Source organism: Micromonospora sp. NPDC047557, assembly GCF_043205095.1.
Classification (GTDB): Bacteria; Actinomycetota; Actinomycetes; order Mycobacteriales; family Micromonosporaceae; genus Micromonospora.
Map to the genome: position 1 here is coordinate 61,063 of NZ_JBIDDK010000007.1, position 18,058 is coordinate 79,120.

Genomic DNA, 18,058 nt, shown 5'->3' on the forward strand with positions numbered 1-18,058 from the left:
AATCGAAGGACGGCGCAGATCTTGGACAGTTTCCGTTAGCCGCTGACGGAAACTGTCCAAGGTCTGCGGGCGGTCGAGGGGAAACGGAGGCGCGGCGGGGCGGCACATGTCGACGGCTGGCACGGCGGTTACGGTGGATGGGTGCGTGACCCCAACATCTCCCGATCCGTCGCCGGTCAGCTCTCGCCGGTCCGCCGTACGGCCGACCTGCGCCGACTCCGCGCCGAGCGCTTCGACGTGCTGGTCATCGGGGGCGGGGTGACCGGTGCGGGCGCCGCCCTGGACGCGGCGTCCCGAGGCCTGAAGGTGGCCCTGGTCGAGGCGCGCGATTTCGCCTCGGGCACGTCGAGCCGATCCAGCAAGCTCATCCACGGTGGGCTGCGCTACCTGGAGCAGTTGGAGTTCCACCTGGTCCACGAGGCGCTGACCGAGCGGGGCCTGCTGGCGACCCGGCTCGCGCCGCACCTGGTCCGCCCGGTGCCGTTCCTGGTGCCGCTGCCGGCCGGCCGGGGCCTGCGGGACCTGCCCGCCCGGATCTTCCGCCGCTCCTACTACGGCGCGGGCGTGGCCACGTACGACGCCTTCGCCGGTCTCTTCGGTGGTGGCCGGGGCATGCCGCTGCACCGGCACCTGACCCGGGAGGGAGCCCGGCGGATCTTCCCGAGCCTGCGGGCCGACGCGCTGGCCGGGGCGATCCGCTACTACGACGGGCAGGTCGACGACGCCCGGCTGGTCGTCACCCTGGCCCGCACCGCGGCGAGCCTCGGCGCCACCGTGGTCAGCAGCACCCGTGCCGTCGGGCTGATCCGCCAGGCCCGGGAGGTCACCGGCGTACGGGTCCGTGACCTGGAGGCGCCAGCCGGGTCCCCGGACGCCGAGTTCGAGGTGCAGGCCCGCACGGTCATCGCCGCCACCGGTGTGTGGAGCGACGACATGTCCCGGATGCTCAACGACGTGGGTCTGCGGCCCGGCGTCCGGGTGCGCGCCTCGAAGGGGGTGCACCTGGTGGTGCCCCGCTCGGCGATCACCGGCGAGACGGGGCTCATCCTGCGGACGGCACGGTCGGTGCTCTTCGTCATCCCGTGGGGCGGGCATTGGATCATCGGCACGACGGACACCGACTGGCGACTGGACAGATCCCACCCGGCCGCCTCGGCAAGCGACATCGACTATCTGTTGGAGCAGGTCAACACCGTGCTGGACCGGCCGTTGACCACCGCCGACATCGAGGGCGTCTACGCCGGGCTGCGGCCGTTGCTGGCCGGTGAAGCCGACTCCACGTCGAAGCTCTCCCGCGAGCACGCCGTGTTCGAGCCGATGCTCGGGCTGCTGCTGGTCGCCGGCGGCAAGTACACGACGTACCGGGTGATGGCGTCCGACGTGGTCGACCGAGCCGTACGCCGGTTGGGTGGCGCCCGCGCGTCGCGTACCGCCGATCTGCCGCTGCTCGGCGCGGACGGCTACCCGGCGATGTGGCGCGACCGGGCCGACCTGGCCCGCCGGCACGGCGTGCCGGTGGGCGTGCTGGAGCACCTGCTGGAGCGGTACGGCACCCTCACGCTCGACCTGCTGGCGCTGATCGACGCCGATCCGCTGCTGGCGTCCCCGCTGGCCGGTGCCCCGGAATACCTGGCGGCGGAGGTCGCCTACGCGGCGCGGGCCGAGGGCGCGCTGCACCTGGAGGACGTGCTGACGCGGCGTACCCGGATCTCCTTCGAGACCAGCCACCGCGGCCTGGAGTCGGCCGAGCACACCGCCGAGCTGATGGGCGCGGTGCTCGGGTGGGACGCGGCGAGGAGCGCCCGCGAGGTCGAGCACTACCGCGCGCGGGTGGAGGCGGAGCGGCAGTCCCAACTGATGCCGGACGACGCCGGGGCGGACGCGGCCCGACTCGGCGTACCTGACGTACGGGGTTACGCGGCGGATCGGGGTGACGACGACCAGGCCGAGCTGCGCCCCACGTCGCGATGACCGAAATGTAACGTTACCGAGTGGTAACTATCGATACCGGCCCGGATGGTGGTTTCGAACGCTACCTACGGTGGGGTAGGTTTCCGCGCGTGCTGTACCGCGCGCGCCCCCGTCTCCTCACCCCCCTGCTTGCCGTGGTGCTCGCCGTCGCCCTGGCCGGATGTTCGCTGTTCGACCGCGATGACGCCGAGACGCCGGTCGCCCAACCGCCGGCCGGCACGGCGGCAGGTGTGCCGGCACCCGAGATCCCGACGACGGTCGCCGCTGGCCAGGTCAGCCTGATCCAACGGCTCGGCGCCGACGCCCCGCTGCGCACGTTGAGCGTCGAGCGGGACGGCTCGTGGCAGTGCCTCGACTGTGCCGGCGACGGGGTCACCTCCCGGGGCAGGCTGGCCGCGGAGCAGACCGAACGCCTTCAGGTGCTGCTCGCCGACCCCCGGCTCGCCGAGGAGACCGACCAGGTCCGGCGATACCGGACCACCTGTATCGACGCGCTGACGTCCAGCCTGCTCACCTCGTCTGGGCTGATCACCTCGCAGGACTGCCCGGGTGAGGAACGCCCGGCGGTGGCGGGGGAGATCCTGTTGCTGCTCACCCAGGCGACGCCCGCCGAAGTCAAGGGCTGAAGCAGCCCCTCAGAGCACCTTGCCCGGGTTGAGCAGGCCGGCCGGGTCCAGCGCCGCCTTGATGGCCTGGTGCACCCGGACGCCGACCGGACCGATCTCGGCCGCCAGCCAGTCCCGCTTGAGCAGCCCCACCCCGTGCTCGCCGGTGCAGGTGCCGCCCAGGTCGAGGCCGAGCCGCATGATCTCGTCGAACGCCCGCCGGCCCCGCTCGACGCTCGCCGGGTCGGCCCGGTCGACGACGATGTTCGGGTGCATGTTGCCGTCCCCGGCGTGCCCCACCACACCGATCGGCACCTCGCAGTCCGCCGCGATCCGGGCCACCCCGTCCAGCAGCGCGGCGAGCGCGCCCCGTGGCACCGCCACGTCGTCGATCACCAGGCCACCGCTGCCGCCCGGGTGGGTGTCGGCGGCGAACTTCTCCATCGCCGGGTGGGCGAGGCGGCGAGCCTGCAACAACGCCGCCGCCTCCACCGCGTCGGTGGCCGCGTAGACCTCCTCGGCGCCGGCCGCCTCGCACACCTGCGCCAGGGCCGCCAGGTCGTCGCCCGCCCGGCTGCCGGTGTCGGCGGCGGCCAGCAACAGGGCCTGCGCGTCGGTCCGCAACCCCATCGGCTGGTACGCCTGGATCGCCCGCAGGTGGGTCTGATCCAGCAGTTCGAGCAGGCTGGGCGTGAGGCCCCGCGCGGCGATCTGGGCCACCGCCGTGCCGGCCGCCGCCGTGGAGCCGAAGACCGCCACCAGGGTCAGCGAGTCGGCCGGGGCCGGCCGCAGCGCCACGGTCACCTCGGTGATCACGCCGAGGGTGCCCTCCGAGCCGACGAAGAGCCGCGTCAGGTCGTAGCCGGCCACCCCCTTGGCGGTACGCCGCCCGGTGCGCAGCACCTCGCCGGAGGCGAGCACCACCTCCAGGCCGAGCACGTACTCGGTGGTCACGCCGTACTTCACGCAGCACATGCCGCCGGCGTTGGTGGCCACGTTGCCGCCGATCGTGGACGACTCCCAGGAGCCGGGGTCCGGCGGGTACCAGAGACCCTGCTTGGCGACCGCCGCGGCGAGCGCGGCGTTGACCACGCCGGGCTGGACCACCGCGATACGGCCCACCGGGTCGATCTCCCGGATCTCGTCCATCGCGACGGTGCTGATCACCACCGCGCCGTCCACCGCGTTCGCCGCGCCGGCCAGCCCGGTCCGCGCGCCCTGCGGCACCACCGGTACGCCGTGCCGGGCCGCCGCCCGAATCACCGCCACCACCTGTTCGGTGCTGCGCGGGCGGGTCACCACGAGGGGGACGCCGGCGGCGCAGAGGTCGGCCTCGTCGCGCTGGTGCAGGCGTAGCAGGTCCGGGTCGGTGAGTACGGCGTTCTCGCCCAGGGCGGCGCGCAGGTCGTCGAGGAGTCCGGTGGGGGCCATGCCGCCGAGGCTAGGTCGCCGACCACCGATCATCAACGCGGGCTAGCTTGGGCACCATGCTCTACCTGGACCGGCCGGCCTGGCCGTGGCGCGGTCGACTCTGGTCGCACCTGATCAGCGACGTCTCCTACGCCGAGTTGCACGCCTTCGCCGAGGCGCTGGGCGCACCCCGGCGCGGCTTCGACCGGGACCACTATGACATCCCGGCCGACCGGTTCGCGGCGGCGGTGTGGCTCGGGGCCCGGGTGGTGCCGAGCCGGGAACTCGTGCGGTTGCTGCGCGACGCCGGACTGCGTCGCCCGAAGCACCTCATCACGCCGGGATCGCCGGCGGCCCGGTGAGTGCGGCCAGCTCACGGCGCAGGTTGTCGCGGGCCGGCTGCTCCCACCGGTCGGCGAGCGGCGGCAGCCGGAACAGCGCGGGCAGCGCCAGCAGCCCGGTGAGCACGGTGGCCCGTCCAGCCCGGAAGGCCGACTCGGGAACGTGCGCGTACTCCCGCCTGATCGCCGCCGCGTAGCGGTCGTAGGTGGCCGGCGGCCCGGCCAGCACGGCGAGGTCCGCGTCGCAGAGCAGGGCACCGTTCCGGTCGTCGGGTGCCACGGCGTGCCCGGCGGTGAGCAGGACCAGCCGGCGCACCTCGGCCACCGCGGGCGCCGGCACCCCGAGCCCGGTGAGCAGGTCCCCGGCCAGCGTGGCGCTGTCCCGTTCGTTGGTGTCGCCCAGGGCTCGCGGGTCGTAGATCGCGTCGTGGCACCAGGCGGCCAACCGGACCAGGTCGGGCCGCTCAGCCAGCGCGGCGTGCCGGTCCACCACGTCGAGGACGACGCTCAGGTGCGCCACCGTGTGGTAGTGCCGGTGCGGCTCCCGCCACCGGGCGAGCAGCTCCTCCCCGGTCCGGGTGGAGCGCTCGTCGGGTCTCGCCCCGGCGTCGCGGGCCGCCGCCCGCCACCGGTCCAGCAGATCGGCCACCGCCCGAGTCTGCCGCATCCGCGCGCCGCACGCGGGCGGGAGGATTCAGGGGGCCTGCCACGGGTAGTCGCGCCCATGGCGGTGGCCCGGGACAGAAGACCTCCGATGGTGCGGCGTACCCCGCTGCGCGAGGGCCTGGTGGACGTCGACGGTGCGCGCATCGCCGAGGCCACCGAGCAACTGCGGCACCGCGGCCGGGCGACCCTGCACGACCGGCTGCACCGGGTGCGGATGGCGGGTGGGCTGGCCGTCCAGGCCGGGTTGGCGGCCGGTCTGGCGTACCTCATCTCGCACAAGGTGCTCGGCAATCCGCAACCGGTCTTCGCACCGATCTCCGCGGTCGGCACGCTTGCCGCGTCGGTCGGGCAACGGTTCCGCCGGACCGTCGAGCTGATCGTCGGGGTGGGTGTCGGGGTGTTCGTCGGCGACCTCCTGATCTACTTCCTCGGCACCGGCGCGTGGCAGCTCGGCCTGGTGGTCACGGTGGCGATCCTGCTCACCATCTTCGCCGGGGCGAGCGTGGCCATCGTCATCCAGGCGGCGGCCACTGCGGTGCTGATCGTGACGTTGAGCCCGTCCACCCAGAACCTGGAGATCCCGCGCTTCATCGACGCGTTTCTCGGCGGCGGCATCGCGTTGCTGGTGACGGCGGTCCTGTTGCCGCTGAACCCGCTCCGGGTGATCAACCGGGCCGCCCGCCCGGCGTTGGACCTGCTCGCCGCCCAGCTCGACGCCACCGCCGACGGGCTGCGCCACCGGGACCGGGCCGGCATCCAGCGGGCGCTGGAGCAGCTGCGCAACAACAAGGACGAGCTGGCCACCCTGGGCGAGGCGATCGAGGGCGCGAAGGAGACGGCCACCCTGTCGCCGGCCCGCTGGCACCGCCGCGGCGAGCTCACCCACTACGCGGAGGCGGCCGACCCGATCGACCGCGCGATGCGCAACTCCGGCACGCTGATCCGCCGGTCCGTCACCCTGATCGAGGACGACGAGCCGGTGCCCGACCCGATGCCGGACGCGATCGGCCACCTCGCCGAGTCGGTCCGGCTGCTCAAGCACGAGTTCGCGGTGGGCGAGGAGCCGCGCAAGGCGCGGGAGCGGTCACTGCGGGCGGTCAGCGAGGCCGGCCGGGCGTACGGGGCGGGAGTCGGCTTCTCCGGCAGTGTCGTGATCGCCCAGATCCGGACCACGGCGAGTGACCTGCTGGTGGCCTCGGGTGTCGAGCAGGAGGAGGCGAACCGGTGCATCCGGACGGCCTTCGGGGAGCAGGAACGGCCGCCCGGCGAACCGGCCGAGCCGGGCGAGGCACCGAAGCCACCCACCGCCCCGCCCGTCGGCTGAGCGCTGGGCTCAGCCCAGCTCGGCGAGCGCGGCGAGCAGCCAGTCGACCTGGGCGGCGGTGCTGCCCAGACCGATGCTGGCGCGCAACGCGGTCGGCGGAAGATCCCGCCGGCCGGTACGCCCGGCGGCCTCGCCGAGCAGCCGCCGGGCCAGCGGATGGGCGCAGAACAGCCCATCCCGTACGCCGATCCGGTGCTCGGCGGCCAGCCGGGCGGCCACCGCGGCGGAGTCCCAGCCGGCGACCACGAACGAGACGATGCCGACCCGGGGCGCGTCGGGGCCGAACGTACGCAACTCCACCACGTGCGGCAGGGCGGCGAGGCCGGTGCGCAGCCGGGCCAGCAGCGCCTGCTCACGGGCGGCCAGCGCGACCCGGTCGGCGTCGGCCAGCGCCGCGCACACCGCCGCCAGCGCCACCGCTCCCAGCAGATTCGGGGTGCCGCCCTCGTGACGGGCCGGGCCGTTCGCCCAGGTCACATCGTGGGTGGCCGGCCCGACGTGGCTGGTGGCACCGCCACCGGCCAGGTACGGCGCGGCGGCGTCCAGCCAGTCCGCCCGGCCGATGAGCACACCCGCGCCGAACGGGGCGTACAGCTTGTGGCCGGAGACGGCCAGGTAGTCCACGTCGAGCGTGTGCAGGTCGACCGGGGCGTGCGGCGCGAGCTGTGCGGCGTCGAGGACGATCCGGGCGTTGTGCCGGTGGGCCACCCGGGCCAGCTCGGCGACGGGCCACAGCTCCCCGGTCACGTTGCTCGCCCCGGTGACGGCGACCAGCACCGGCAGCGCGGGGTTGCTGTCGCGGCGCAGCTCGGTGAGGGCGGCGGCGAGAGCGCGTACCGCCCCGGCCGGGTCGGCGGGCACCGACAGGCGCACCGAGCCGCGGGGCCAGGGCAGCAGGTTGGCGTGGTGCTCGCCCGCGAAGGTGACGACTGTCGTGCCGGCGGGCAGCGCCCGGGCCAGCAGGTTGAGGGCGTCGGTGGTGTTCCGAGTGAAGATCACGTGGTCGTCGTCGCGGGCGCCGAAGAAGTCGCCGACCGTCTGCCGGGCCCGCTCGTAGGCCAGCGTGCAGCGCCGCGACAGCGCTCCCGCGCCGCGGTGCACGCTGGCGTACCAGGGAAGCAGTTCGGTCACCGCGTCGGCCGCGGCACGCGCGCACGGCGCGGTGGCCGCGTAGTCGAGGTTGATCTCGCCGGGTACGCCGAGCACGTCGAGCGGCGCCAACGGGCTGGGCGCGACGGTGGGCAGGGCGGGCAGCGAGGGTACGAGGGTGACGGACACGCCGGAACCTCCGGGGTCAGGGACCCCGGGTGCGGTGTCGGGACGGGGTCCGCGCTTGCCCAGCACGCCGATCGGGCTGGGCCCGGTCATCACCCGGGGCACCCCACCGCGAACTCGACGAGGGTTGCCGGCCAGCAAGCCGGGGCTTGACGCTGGCGCTCGTGACCTGCCGGCAGCATAGCGGCTGTGGATGCGACCGGACCAGCCGGCGGGGGATGGCTACGCTGACCGCATGGCCGACACCCCGCCCGGTGCACCCCTGCCGTCGTCGCCGCCCACGCCCGCCGATCCGGCGGTCGTGGCGGCGCCCCGGATGCCGCCGCGCCGACTGGTCTGGCTGCGGTACCTGGTGCTGGCCGGGGTGGTGCTGCTCATCGCGGCGTGCGCGGTCTTCATGGTCATCACCCTCGGCCAGTCGCTGGGCCTCGACGCGCTGCTCATCGGGGTGGTCGCCGCGATCCTGCCGGTGCCGGTGCTTGTCGCCTGCTTCCTCTGGCTGGACCGGTACGAGCCGGAACCGCTGAAATATCTGATCTTCTGCTTCGCCTGGGGCGCGTTCGTCTCCACCGCCGCCTCCCTCAACGTGAACGAGTTCGCCGCCGGGCGGTTCGCCGACTGGGGGCTGCCGGAGGCTCTGACCGGCGTGCTGGTGGCGCCGTTCATCGAGGAGCTGACCAAGGCCCTCGGTCCGATCCTGCTGCTGGTGTTCCGGCGTCGGGAGTGGTCCGGCATCACCGACGGCCTGGTCTACTGCGGGCTCTCCGCGGTCGGCTTCGCGATGGTGGAGAACATCCTCTACCTGGGCGGGTACGGCTATGCGGCCGGCGCCGACCGGTACGGTCCGGCGACCGGCACCCAGCAGGTGATCGCCATCTTCATCGTGCGGATCCTCCTGTTCGGGTTCGCCCATCCGCTCTTCACCTCGATGACCGGTGTGGGGCTCGGTATCGCCTCGCGCACGGCCGACCGGCGGGTCCGCGTGCTCGCCCCCATCGCCGGCCTGCTGCTGGCGATGATGCTGCACGGCACGTGGAACCTGCTGCCGACGTTGACCCAGGCCACCGGCGAAGCGGTGATCATGCTGTACGGCTTCCTGGGCCTGATGGTGCCGGTGTTCTTCGGCACGGTCGGGCTGGCCGTGTGGCTGCGCGCCTGGGAGGGGCGGCTCACCGAGCGGACCCTGCCCGACTACGTGCGCGCCGGCTGGCTGAGCCCGCCCGAGGTGGCCGCCCTGAGCAGCCTGGGCCGTCGGCACGCGGCCCGCCGCTGGGCACGCCGGGTCGCCGGCGACGCCGGGGTGCGGGCGATGCGCGGGTACCAGCTCGCCGCGACGCGGCTGGCCCTGCTGCGCGACGGGACTCTTCGTGGTCTGGACCGTAAGCCCGCCGACCGGGAGCGGGCGGTCGCCGAGGAACGGCAACTGCTGGAGGCGATCACCGCGCACCGGTCGTTCTTCGTGGGGCGTGACCCGCAGGCGCCGGTGGGTGTCTGGGACGGCAGCCGCTACCACCTGCGCTTCCCGGACGGTACGCAGCGGCCGGTGGAAGCGCCCGACGAGCCGGTCGTGCCGATCCCGGTGGTGCTCGCCCCGCCGCCGCCCCCCATGGGCTACGCGCCGCCCGGCTGGCACGGCCTGCGCCCCCCGGCGCCGTGGCCGCCCGGTCACCCCTGACAGGCGCTGGCGGGGGTCAGGTCATCAGGGTGGTGAGGAAGTCACCGAGCCCCTGCGCCATCGCCATCAGCGCGGCTCCGATCCCCTTGAACATCTGCGCGGCCCCGTCCGGCCGGAACGCCATGAAGTAGATCAGGAACGCGACGCTGCCCCAGGCCAGCAGTTTCTTCACGAATACCGGCATCGTCCCTCCCCAGGGCCAACGGTCGCCGGCTGGCTTCCCGCGCCACGGGCTGGCAAACGGCGCGGTGGCGCCCGCTGGCCGGGGGAGGTGCGTCAGAGATAGAGGCCGGTGGAGTCGTTCTCGACCCGCTCGGCGGCCACGGCGTGCACGTCGCGCTCCCGCAGCAGCACGTACCCGCGGCCGTGCAGCTCGACCTCGGAACGCTCGTCCGGGTCGAAGAGCACCCGGTCGCCGGAGACGATGGCGCGGACGTTCGGCCCCACGCCGACGGCGGTGGCCCACGCGAGGCGCTTGCCGACCGCGGCGGTAGCCGGGATGACGATGCCAGCGGTGGAACGGCGCTCGCCCTCGCTGCCGTCCATGCGTACCAGCACGCGGTCGTGCAGCAGGCGGATCGGCAGGCCGGAGTCGAAATCCTGGTCGGCGGTCACGGGGCAGACGCTACCGTGTCGCGGGGGACCGGCCGCCGGTGGTTACGTCCCTGGCCGTCCGGGCATTGTGTGGCGGAAACTGCCCTACGGTGTGGGGAACGGACGTATGCTGTCCGACCTGTCGCCGTGGGCGGACGACTCTTCTGCCAGGAGGTGCGCTTGAGCCGCTTCGAGCGGGTACGCGGGCGGCTGCGCCGCGCCTACCGGTCAGAACAGGAGTCGGTTCGCGCGGCTCAGGAGACGCCGAGCGACGCGCCGGAGACGGCCGGGGTGGCCTCGCCGGCCGTTCCCGGGCCCGCCGCCCCGTCGAAGGCCACGGTCGTCGGCGCGGAGCCTGGCGTGGACCTGCACAGCTCGACGTCCAGCCGGGACGACGCCGACGTGCCGCACGGGCTGCGAATCGCCGCCGCCTGGTGTTGGCGGCTGATCGTGATCGGCGTGGTGGCGTGGGCGCTGCTCCGGATCGTCGGCACGGTCCGGATCGTGATCATCCCGCTGGCCATCGCGTTGCTGCTCTCGGCGTTGCTCGCGCCGGCCGTCGGTTGGCTGCTGCGGGCCCGGTTGCCCCGTTCGCTGGCGACGGCCGTGGTGCTGGTCGGCGGTCTGGCGGGCGTTATCGGCACGCTGACCCTGGTGGTGAACGAGTTCATCCAGGGCGTACCGGAGCTGAGTGAGAAGTCCTCGCAGGGCGTCCGGCAGATCCAGAACTGGCTGAAGACCGGCCCGTTGCACCTGTCCGACACGCAGCTCGACCGCTACATCGACGAGGCGCAGGGCTGGATCAACGACAACACCTCGAAGTTCACCAGCGGCGCGCTGAGCACCGCGGCGACGCTGGCGGAGGTGCTGACCGGCACGCTGCTGGTGCTGTTCGCGACGTTCTTCTTCCTGCGTGACGGCAACAAAATCTGGCGTTTCCTCGTCCGGCTGCTGCCGGTGGCCGCCCGGTGGAAGGTCGACGACGCCGGCCGCGCCGCCTGGCAGACCCTCGTCGCGTACGTCCGCGCGACCGTGCTGGTCGCCTTCATCGACGCGGTCGGCATTGGCATCTTCCTGGTCATCTTCGACGTGCCGTTCGCCTTCCCGCTGGCGGCTCTGGTGTTCCTCGGCGCGTTCATCCCGATCGTCGGCGCGGCGCTCTCCGGTGGGGTGGCGGTGCTGGTGGCGCTTGTCGACAGCGGGCCGGTCACCGCGCTGATCATCCTGGGTGCGGTGATCGGTGTGCAGCAGGTGGAGGGGCACGTGCTCCAGCCCCTCATCATGGGCCGGGCGGTGGCCATCCACCCGCTCGCGGTGATCATCGGGATCGCGGCCGGCGTGGTGCTCGCGGGCATCACCGGCGCGCTGGTCTCGGTGCCGCTGATCGCGGTGCTGAACACCGCCGTACGCCGACTGGCCGCCCGCACGGTCCCGGACACCCCACCCGACGCCGTGGTCGTCGCCGCGCAGGCCCCCTGACGGGTCAGGTGGTGGCGAGGCGCTGCAGGGCGCCGCGGGCTACCTCGGGGCGGGTCGTGTACCAGAACGGGGGCAGCGAGCGGCGCAGGAACGGCCCGTAGCCCCGCGCCGTCTCCAGGCGCGAATCGAGCACCGCGACGACCCCCTTGTCGCCGGTGGCCCGGATCAGTCGGCCCACTCCCTGCGCCAACCGGACCGCCGCGATCGGCACGCTGACCGCGGCGAAGCCGGAGCCGCCGCCCGCGTCCACGGCAGCGGCGCGGGCCGCCGCGAGCGGTTCGTCGGGCCGTGGGAAGGGCAGCCGGTCGATCACCACGAGCTGGCAGGCGTCGCCCGGCACGTCCACCCCCTGCCAGAGCGACATCACCCCGAACAGGCAGCTGGACCGCTCCTCGCGGAAACGGCGGACCAGCAGCGGCAGCGCCTCCTCGCCCTGCAACAACACCGGCAGGTCGGTCCGCGCGCGCAGCAGCTCCGCCGCCTGCGTCGCGGCCCGCCGCGAGGAGAACAACCCGAGAGTACGACCACCGAGCGCCTCGACGAGCCCGAGCAGCTCCTCCCCGGCCGCGTCGGGCAGCCCGGACACGCTGGGCCGGGGCAGGTGCGCGGCGACGTACAGGATGCCCTGCCGGGCGTAGTCGAACGGCGAACCCACGTCCAGCGAGCGCCAACCCGGCCCCTCGGTCGCCGGCACGACGGACCCCGGGTTGGTGTCGCCCGCGAGCCGACGGCCGGGCGCCTCGGCGACCGGACGGCCCGGGGCGGTGCGGGCGGCCTGCGCGGCAGCTGCCGGGGACGGCGGTGCGGGTGGCGGCGCGTCCAGGCCGAGGGCGCGGGCCACCGTGTCGAACCGGCCGCCGAGCGCCAGGGTGGCCGAGGTGGCCACGACGGTGCGTTCGTCGTACAGGTGGGTGGCGAGGGTGCCGGCCACCGACAGGGGTGCGACCACCAGGGCCCGTCGGCTACCGCTGTCGTTCTTCTCCACCCAGGCCACGTCGTGGTCGGCCTCTTCGAGGAGCCGCTGGGCGGTGGTGGAGAGGTCGTCCAGCGCGGCCTTGGCCTGCTGCTTGCGGACCGGGTCGGGATCATCTGACTTGATCTCGCCGATCGCGTCCAGGGCGGAGCGGGTGGCCGCGTCGAGCAGCGTGCACGCCTCCCGCAGCGGCGTCGGCAGACCGGCGGTGAGTCGACCGGCCGGGGCCTCGGCCAGCCCGACGGCGAGGGCGTCACCGGCGGCGGTGAGCGCGTCGGCGGTCTCCGGCCGCAGCAGCGTACGGGCCCGCCGGGTGGTCCGGTCGATCAGCTCCGGCACCAGCTCGGCCTGGGCGGCCGAGGAGACCCGGTCGGCCAGCTCGTGTGCCTCGTCGACGATGAGCAGCTTGTGCGGCGGGACGATGTGCCGGTCGGCCAGCATGTCGACCGCCAGGAGGCTGTGGTTGGTCACCACGATGTCGGCCTCGCGGGCGCGGGCCCGGGACGCCTCGGCGAAGCACTCCGCGCCGAACGGGCAGCGGGCCGCGCCGACGCACTCCCGCGACGGCATCGAGACCAGCCGCCAGGCCTGGTCGTCGACGCCCGGGTCCAGTTCGTCGCGGTCGCCGGTGTCGGTCTTCTCGGCCCAGTCGCGCAGCCGCTCGATCTGCTTGCCCAGCCGGCCCGCCTCGCCGAGCCACTTCGTGCCGCCGCCGGGGCGGGAGGCCGGGGCGTCGAAGAGGGCGTCCTCCGGCTCGTCCTCGGTGGAGTTGTCCAGCCGGGCCAGGCAGAGGTAGTGGTGCCGGCCCTTGAGCACCGCGAACGTGGGCCGGCGGCCGAGCAGCGGCTCGACGGCGTCGGCCAGCCGGGGCAGGTCGTGGTCGACGAGCTGGGACTGCAACGCCAGGGTGGCCGTGGAGACCACCACCGGACCGTCCACCGTGAGAGCCGGCGCGAGGTACGCAAGCGACTTGCCGGTGCCGGTGCCCGCCTGCACGAGCAGGTGCTCGCCGCTTGTCACGCACTCTTCGATGGCGGTCGTCATCTGTTGCTGGCCGGGCCGCGCCGTGCCGCCGGGGACCGCGCCGACCGCCGCCGCGAGCAGCTCCGTGCCGCTGGGCCGGGCACCCCGCCGCCGGCTTCCACCGCGGGCCGACGGGGAGGCGGAACCGGTGGCGGTGCGGGGCGGGGTCACCGTGCGACGGTACCCGCCGCCGCCGACACCGACCGCGCCCATCCGCCCGCGTGGCGCGGACCACCCATCGACCCCACTGGTCCACCCCGTCCGGTTACGGGCGTGCTACGACGCGTGGGCAGTATCGGTTAGGGTGCGAATCATGCCGAGCGACGTGGTCCGAGTGATCTACCGCAAGTACGACGGCAGCGCGCACCGTGACTACCCGGCCCGTCGCCTCGCCGAGGACGACCTCGGCGTCTGGCTCGGCGTCCCGTTCGGCACCGAGTCGGTCTACCACGGCCGACCGTCGGTGGAGAAGATCCCCTTCGTCCTGCTGGTGCCGCACCACGCCTGGTGGACGTGCATGTTCAACCCGCCGCCGCGGACCAGCGAGGTCTACTGCGACATCGCCACCCCGGCCCGCTGGGAGTCCGACGACACCGTCCACCTGATCGACCTCGACCTGGATGTGGTCCGGCGGCGGGCCACCGGCCTGGTGGAACTGCTCGACGAGGACGAGTTCGCCGAGCACCGGGCCCGTTTCGGCTACCCGCAGGACGTGGTGGTCGAGGCCGAGGCGGCGGCCCAGTGGCTGTACGGCGCCCTCGGCGACGGCACCGAGCCGTTCGCGACGTCGTACCGCAAGTGGCTGGCGCTGGTGGTCTGAGCCGGCGCGAGCTCACCAACGCGGCGGCCACCGGTCGTCGTCGCCCAGCGGCGGCAGGTCGGCCAGCTTCTCCGGGTTGAGCTGGTTGAAGATGCCGGTGATCCGGCCGCCGTCGACCGAGAACGCGGTGACCAGCCGGATCGGTCGCCCGTCGCTGTGCGCCGTCTCCACCTGCAGGCCCAGGACGCCGTCGACAAGCACCGGACGGGCCCGCATCCGTCGCGTGTAGCGCCCGGTCCGGCCGAACAGGCCGAGCGTGAAGCGGCCCACCGTGTCCGCGCCGACCACCGGCCGGCGGGCCGTCGGGAAGTGCCCGCCCGAGTCGCCGATCAGGACCACGTCCGGCGCGAGCACCCGCAGCAGCGGATCCAGCTCGCCGGACTCGGTGGCCGCCACGAACGCCGCGAGGACGCGCCGCTGCTCGGCCGGGTCGGCGGTGTGCCGGGGCGCGTCCGGTGCGGCGACGGCCCTGCGGGCCCGGGAGGCGAGCTGCCGGGCGGCCACCTCGCTGGTGCCGAGGACGTCCGCCACCCGGGCGAACGGCACCGCGAACACGTCGTGCAGCACGAACGCGAGCCGCTGCTCGGGCGCGAGCCGTTCCAGCAGCACCCGCAGCGCCGTGCCGACCTGATCGGTGCGGACCGCGCGTTCGGCGGGGTCGGGGGCGTACCCACCGCTGGCTTCGCCGCCGCCCAGCGGGCTCACGACCGGTTCCGGGAGCCACTGCCCGGGGTACGCCTCGCGGCGGACCCGCGCCGAGCGCAGCACGTCCAGGCAGATCCGGGCGCAGGTGGTGGTCAACCACGCGGAGAGATCGCGGATCTCGGCGCGGGCGGCCGGATGGGCGAGCGCCCCGGCGTAACGCAGCCAGGTCTCCTGCACCGCGTCCTCGGCCTCGCTGCGGCTGCCCAGCATCCGGTGGGCCACCGCGAGCAGCCGGCTCCGCTCGGCCTCGAACTCCGTCGCCAGATCCCGCACGACCCACCACCCTCCCCCGAGCGCCACGTGCCCTGGCGCACATCCTCCAACCAACCGGACGCGCCAGCGGCCCCGGACGTGACGGTGGGCCGGGCGGGCCCTGGGTGGGCCTTGGTGGGCCGGTCGGCCCGGGCTGGGCCTCGGTGGGCCGGTGGGCCTCGGCGGGCGGATGGCCGGCGGGTGGGCGATGATCCGAGGATGAGCGAAACCCGGCAAGGACAGAGCGAGCGGGTCGTGGCGCCGGACGGCGGGTCCGTGCGGGACCTGTTGCGGGTCACCGCGCCGGTGGATCTCGCCGCCATCGATCCCCGGTCCACGCCCGGCCTGCCGCCGACGGAGGTGATCGGCGAACACCGCAAGACCTGGGCCCGTGCGCAGGTGGAGCTGGTCGGCGAGGAGCTGGGCCGGCAGCAGGAGATGCTCTTCGCGATGGCCAAGGCCGGCTCGGAGCACCCGGCGCGCCGGGTGCTGCTGGTGCTCCAGGCGATGGACTGCGGTGGCAAGGACGGCACGATCAAGCGGGTGGCCGGCGCGATGAACCCCCTCGGCCTGCACATCCGGTCGTTCGGTCCGCCGACCCCGCAGGAGCTGCGGCACGACTTTCTGTGGCGGATCCGCCGGGAGCTGCCGCCGCCCGGGTACGTGGGGATGTTCAACCGCTCACACTACGAGGACGTGTTGATCGCCCGGGTCGGGTCATTGGTGCCGGAGGCGATCTGGCGGGCCCGCTACGACCAGATCAACTCCTTCGAGCGGGAGCTGGTCGACGACGGGGTGACCGTCGTGAAGGTGATGCTGCACATCTCGTACGCCGAGCAGGGCGAGCGGCTGCTGGAACGGCTCACGGATCCGCACAAGCACTGGAAGTACAACCCGTCGGACGTCGACTCCCGGGCGCAGTGGGACGACTACCAGGCCGCGTACGCCGAGGCGCTGAGCCGGTGCGGCACGGAGGCCGCGCCGTGGTTCGTGGTGCCGGCGGACCGCAAGTGGTATCGGGACTGGGCCGTGGCGCACCTGCTCCGGGAGACGTTCGACACGCTCGATCTGGGGTATCCGCCTGCCGATTTCGACGTGGCGCGCGAGCGTGAGCGGTTGGCTGCTGGGGGAGCGGGGACGGTTGGGACGGCCGAGATGAACAGCAGGTGAACGAGCGGTGAATGTGGCCTGGCCAGGGGTGGGCCGGCGAAATTGCGGTTCTGGCGTTTCCTAGCATTCACCGAGCGGACGCCTACGGACGCCGCCACCCTTCCACCGACGCGACGAGGTCTGTGCTGTGAAGTTTTCCTTCCGCCCCACCGAGGGCGCCTTCTACGAGCTCTTCACCAGGGCCGCGCAGAACCTGGTCCGGGGCACCGCGCTGTTGAACGAGCTGGCTCTGCCCGGTGTCGACGTGCAGTCGGTCAGCGAGCGGCTGACCGAGGTCGAGCACGACAGCGACCAGATCACGCACGATCTGTACAAGAAGATCAACTCGACCTTCATCACGCCGTTCGACCGGGAGGACATCTACCGGCTCGGCTCGCTGCTCGACGACGTGATGGACCACCTGGAGGCGGTCGGCGACCTGCTGTACCTGTACGGGCTGACCGAGCTGCCGGCGCTGCCCCGGGAGCTGCACGAGATGGTCAACGTGCTCGACCAGCAGGCCAAGCTGACCGCCGAGGCGATGCCCCGGCTGCAGTCGATGAAGGATCTCGAGGACTACTGGATCGAGTGCAACCGGCTGGAGAACGAGGGCGACCGGATCAACCGGCAGCTGCTCGTCCGCCTCTTCTCGGGTGAGTACGACGCGTTGACGGTGCTGAAGATGAAGGAGGTCGCCGACGAGCTGGAGGCCGCCTGCGACGCCTTCGAGCACGTGGCCAACACGGTCGAGACCATCGCGGTCAAGGAGTCCTGAGCCGGTGACTCCCGAACTCATCGCCGTCCTGGCGGTGATCGCGGTGGCCCTGGCGTTCGACTACACCAACGGCTTCCACGACGCTGCCAACGCGATCGCGACAAGCGTCTCCACCCGGGCGCTGACACCCCGGATCGCCCTCGGCCTCGCCGCGGTCGGCAACTTCGTCGGCGCCCACTTCGGCGCCGGGGTCGCCAAGACCGTCGGCGACGGCCTGGTCACCCTCCCTACGGGGGTGAGCAGCCTCGGGGTGGTCTTCGCCGGGGTGCTCGGCGCCATCGCCTGGAACCTGATCACCTGGTACTTCGGCCTGCCGTCGTCGTCCTCGCACGCGCTCTTCGGCGGCCTGGTCGGCGCGACCCTGTTGTCCGCCGGCGGCATCGTGCAGTGGGGCAACATCGGCGAGAAGGTCATCCTGCCGATGGTGCTGTCGCCGATCGTCGGCCTCACCCTCGGCTACCTGCTGATGCTGGCCATCCTCTGGCTGTTCCGCAAGGGGCAGCCGGGCAAGCTCAACCGGGGCTTCCGCTGGGCGCAGACCGTCTCCGCGGCCGCCATGTCGGTCGGCCACGGTATGCAGGACGCCGCCAAGACGATGGGCATCGTGGTGCTGGCGCTCTACACCGGCGGTTTCCAGGAGAGCAAGACGCACATCCCGGGTTGGGTGTTCTGGACGTCGGCCACCATGCTGGCGCTCGGCACGTACGCCGGTGGTTGGCGGATCATCCGGACCCTCGGCCGCAAGATCATCGACCTTGGGCCTCCGGAGGGCTTCGCCGCCGAGACGGTGGCCAGCGCGGTGCTCTACTTCAACGCCCTGGTGTTGAAGGCGCCGATCTCCACGACCCACACGATCACCTCGGCGATCATGGGTGTGGGCGCGACCAAGCGCCTCTCCGCGGTTCGCTGGAACGTCGCAGGCAACATCGTGATCGCCTGGATCATCACGTTCCCGGCGGCAGCGCTTATCGCCTGCGTCGCCTACCTGCTGGTCCGGCCGCTGTTCGGCTGACCGGACCAG

The 18,058-nt window shown here is 73.3% G+C and carries 17 protein-coding genes and 1 riboswitch; of the genes, 10 read left to right on the forward strand and 7 right to left on the reverse strand.

Annotated elements, in window-relative coordinates:
• Positions 1–156: 156 nt before the first annotated feature.
• Positions 157–1,971: a glycerol-3-phosphate dehydrogenase/oxidase gene (locus ACGGAQ_RS18190; RefSeq protein WP_393051110.1), complete on the forward strand. Its 1,815-nt coding sequence runs from the start codon at positions 157–159 to the stop codon at positions 1,969–1,971.
• An 89-nt stretch (positions 1,972–2,060) separates the two neighbouring features.
• Positions 2,061–2,597: a hypothetical protein gene (locus ACGGAQ_RS18195; RefSeq protein WP_393050569.1), complete on the forward strand. Its 537-nt coding sequence runs from the start codon at positions 2,061–2,063 to the stop codon at positions 2,595–2,597.
• Between the two features lie 9 nt (positions 2,598–2,606).
• Here ACGGAQ_RS18195 and ACGGAQ_RS18200 read toward each other — a convergent pair whose 3' ends face one another.
• Entirely contained in the window at positions 2,607–4,007 is a 1,401-nt protein-coding gene (locus ACGGAQ_RS18200; RefSeq protein WP_393050572.1) for an FAD-binding oxidoreductase, read from the reverse strand.
• A 56-nt stretch (positions 4,008–4,063) separates the two neighbouring features.
• Between ACGGAQ_RS18200 and ACGGAQ_RS18205 the strand changes: the two genes are divergently transcribed.
• Positions 4,064–4,348 carry a DUF4031 domain-containing protein gene (locus tag ACGGAQ_RS18205; RefSeq protein ID WP_393050575.1) on the forward strand — a complete coding sequence of 95 codons (285 nt, stop codon included), beginning with the start codon at positions 4,064–4,066 and terminating at the stop codon, positions 4,346–4,348.
• On the opposite strand, the gene ACGGAQ_RS18210 is transcribed toward ACGGAQ_RS18205, so the two are convergent.
• Positions 4,320–4,976, reverse strand: coding sequence for a metal-dependent phosphohydrolase (locus ACGGAQ_RS18210; RefSeq protein WP_393050578.1), 657 nt, complete (start codon positions 4,974–4,976; stop codon positions 4,320–4,322). The genes ACGGAQ_RS18205 and ACGGAQ_RS18210 overlap by 29 nt on opposite strands.
• A gap of 105 nt (positions 4,977–5,081) precedes the next feature.
• Here ACGGAQ_RS18210 and ACGGAQ_RS18215 point away from each other — a divergent pair, with 105 nt between their 5' ends.
• Complete coding sequence (locus ACGGAQ_RS18215) at positions 5,082–6,317, forward strand: aromatic acid exporter family protein (protein ID WP_393050581.1); 1,236 nt, start codon at positions 5,082–5,084, stop codon at positions 6,315–6,317.
• Positions 6,318–6,326: 9 nt separating this feature from the next.
• On the opposite strand, the gene ACGGAQ_RS18220 is transcribed toward ACGGAQ_RS18215, so the two are convergent.
• Positions 6,327–7,595 (reverse strand): aminotransferase class V-fold PLP-dependent enzyme, encoded by a 1,269-nt coding sequence (locus ACGGAQ_RS18220; RefSeq protein WP_393050584.1) that lies wholly within the window; start codon positions 7,593–7,595, stop codon positions 6,327–6,329.
• A 46-nt stretch (positions 7,596–7,641) separates the two neighbouring features.
• A riboswitch (SAM riboswitch) is annotated at positions 7,642–7,762 on the reverse strand.
• Positions 7,763–7,785: 23 nt separating this feature from the next.
• On the opposite strand from ACGGAQ_RS18220, the gene ACGGAQ_RS18225 reads away from it, so the two are divergent.
• On the forward strand, positions 7,786–9,267 hold the full coding sequence (locus ACGGAQ_RS18225) for a PrsW family intramembrane metalloprotease (RefSeq protein ID WP_393050586.1): 1,482 nt from the start codon (positions 7,786–7,788) through the stop codon (positions 9,265–9,267).
• A 16-nt stretch (positions 9,268–9,283) separates the two neighbouring features.
• Here the strand turns inward: ACGGAQ_RS18225 and ACGGAQ_RS18230 are convergent, their stop codons facing one another.
• Positions 9,284–9,451, reverse strand: coding sequence for a hypothetical protein (locus ACGGAQ_RS18230; protein WP_354861473.1), 168 nt, complete (start codon positions 9,449–9,451; stop codon positions 9,284–9,286).
• A 92-nt stretch (positions 9,452–9,543) separates the two neighbouring features.
• Complete coding sequence (locus ACGGAQ_RS18235; protein ID WP_354861475.1) at positions 9,544–9,882, reverse strand: co-chaperone GroES; 339 nt, start codon at positions 9,880–9,882, stop codon at positions 9,544–9,546.
• Positions 9,883–9,897: 15 nt separating this feature from the next.
• Here ACGGAQ_RS18235 and ACGGAQ_RS18240 point away from each other — a divergent pair, with 15 nt between their 5' ends.
• On the forward strand, positions 9,898–11,340 hold the full coding sequence (locus ACGGAQ_RS18240) for an AI-2E family transporter (RefSeq protein ID WP_393050590.1): 1,443 nt from the start codon (positions 9,898–9,900) through the stop codon (positions 11,338–11,340).
• Between the two features lie 4 nt (positions 11,341–11,344).
• Here ACGGAQ_RS18240 and ACGGAQ_RS18245 read toward each other — a convergent pair whose 3' ends face one another.
• Entirely contained in the window at positions 11,345–13,549 is a 2,205-nt protein-coding gene (locus ACGGAQ_RS18245; RefSeq protein ID WP_393050592.1) for an ATP-dependent DNA helicase, read from the reverse strand.
• A gap of 100 nt (positions 13,550–13,649) precedes the next feature.
• Between ACGGAQ_RS18245 and ACGGAQ_RS18250 the strand changes: the two genes are divergently transcribed.
• Positions 13,650–14,156, forward strand: a complete 507-nt coding sequence (locus ACGGAQ_RS18250) for a DUF402 domain-containing protein (RefSeq protein WP_393050595.1) — start codon at positions 13,650–13,652, stop codon at positions 14,154–14,156.
• A 12-nt stretch (positions 14,157–14,168) separates the two neighbouring features.
• Here the strand turns inward: ACGGAQ_RS18250 and sigJ are convergent, their stop codons facing one another.
• A complete protein-coding gene (gene sigJ / locus ACGGAQ_RS18255; protein WP_393050598.1) occupies positions 14,169–15,134 on the reverse strand; it encodes an RNA polymerase sigma factor SigJ in 966 nt (321 codons plus the stop codon).
• A 198-nt stretch (positions 15,135–15,332) separates the two neighbouring features.
• Between sigJ and ACGGAQ_RS18260 the strand changes: the two genes are divergently transcribed.
• From ACGGAQ_RS18260 to ACGGAQ_RS18270, 3 genes are all read left to right on the forward strand, one after another.
• On the forward strand, positions 15,333–16,283 hold the full coding sequence (locus tag ACGGAQ_RS18260) for a PPK2 family polyphosphate kinase (RefSeq protein ID WP_393050601.1): 951 nt from the start codon (positions 15,333–15,335) through the stop codon (positions 16,281–16,283).
• A gap of 127 nt (positions 16,284–16,410) precedes the next feature.
• A complete protein-coding gene (locus tag ACGGAQ_RS18265) occupies positions 16,411–17,037 on the forward strand; it encodes a DUF47 domain-containing protein (RefSeq protein ID WP_007465788.1) in 627 nt (208 codons plus the stop codon).
• A 4-nt stretch (positions 17,038–17,041) separates the two neighbouring features.
• Entirely contained in the window at positions 17,042–18,049 is a 1,008-nt protein-coding gene (locus ACGGAQ_RS18270) for an anion permease (protein WP_393050605.1), read from the forward strand.
• Positions 18,050–18,058 lie beyond the last annotated feature (9 nt).

Bases quoted from the DNA above. Each gene is read 5' to 3' on its own strand.
- ACGGAQ_RS18200 (WP_393050572.1), bottom strand. From the start codon at position 4,007: ATGGCCCCCACCGGACTCCTCGACGACCTGCGCGCCGCCCTGGGCGAG.
- ACGGAQ_RS18230 (WP_354861473.1), bottom strand. From the start codon at position 9,451: ATGCCGGTATTCGTGAAGAAACTGCTGGCCTGGGGCAGCGTCGCGTTC.
- ACGGAQ_RS18215 (WP_393050581.1), top strand. From the start codon at position 5,082: ATGGTGCGGCGTACCCCGCTGCGCGAGGGCCTGGTGGACGTCGACGGT.
- ACGGAQ_RS18260 (WP_393050601.1), top strand. From the start codon at position 15,333: ATGAGCGAAACCCGGCAAGGACAGAGCGAGCGGGTCGTGGCGCCGGAC.
- ACGGAQ_RS18245 (WP_393050592.1), bottom strand. From the start codon at position 13,549: ATGGGCGCGGTCGGTGTCGGCGGCGGCGGGTACCGTCGCACGGTGACC.
- ACGGAQ_RS18250 (WP_393050595.1), top strand. From the start codon at position 13,650: ATGCCGAGCGACGTGGTCCGAGTGATCTACCGCAAGTACGACGGCAGC.
- ACGGAQ_RS18225 (WP_393050586.1), top strand. From the start codon at position 7,786: ATGCGACCGGACCAGCCGGCGGGGGATGGCTACGCTGACCGCATGGCC.
- ACGGAQ_RS18205 (WP_393050575.1), top strand. From the start codon at position 4,064: ATGCTCTACCTGGACCGGCCGGCCTGGCCGTGGCGCGGTCGACTCTGG.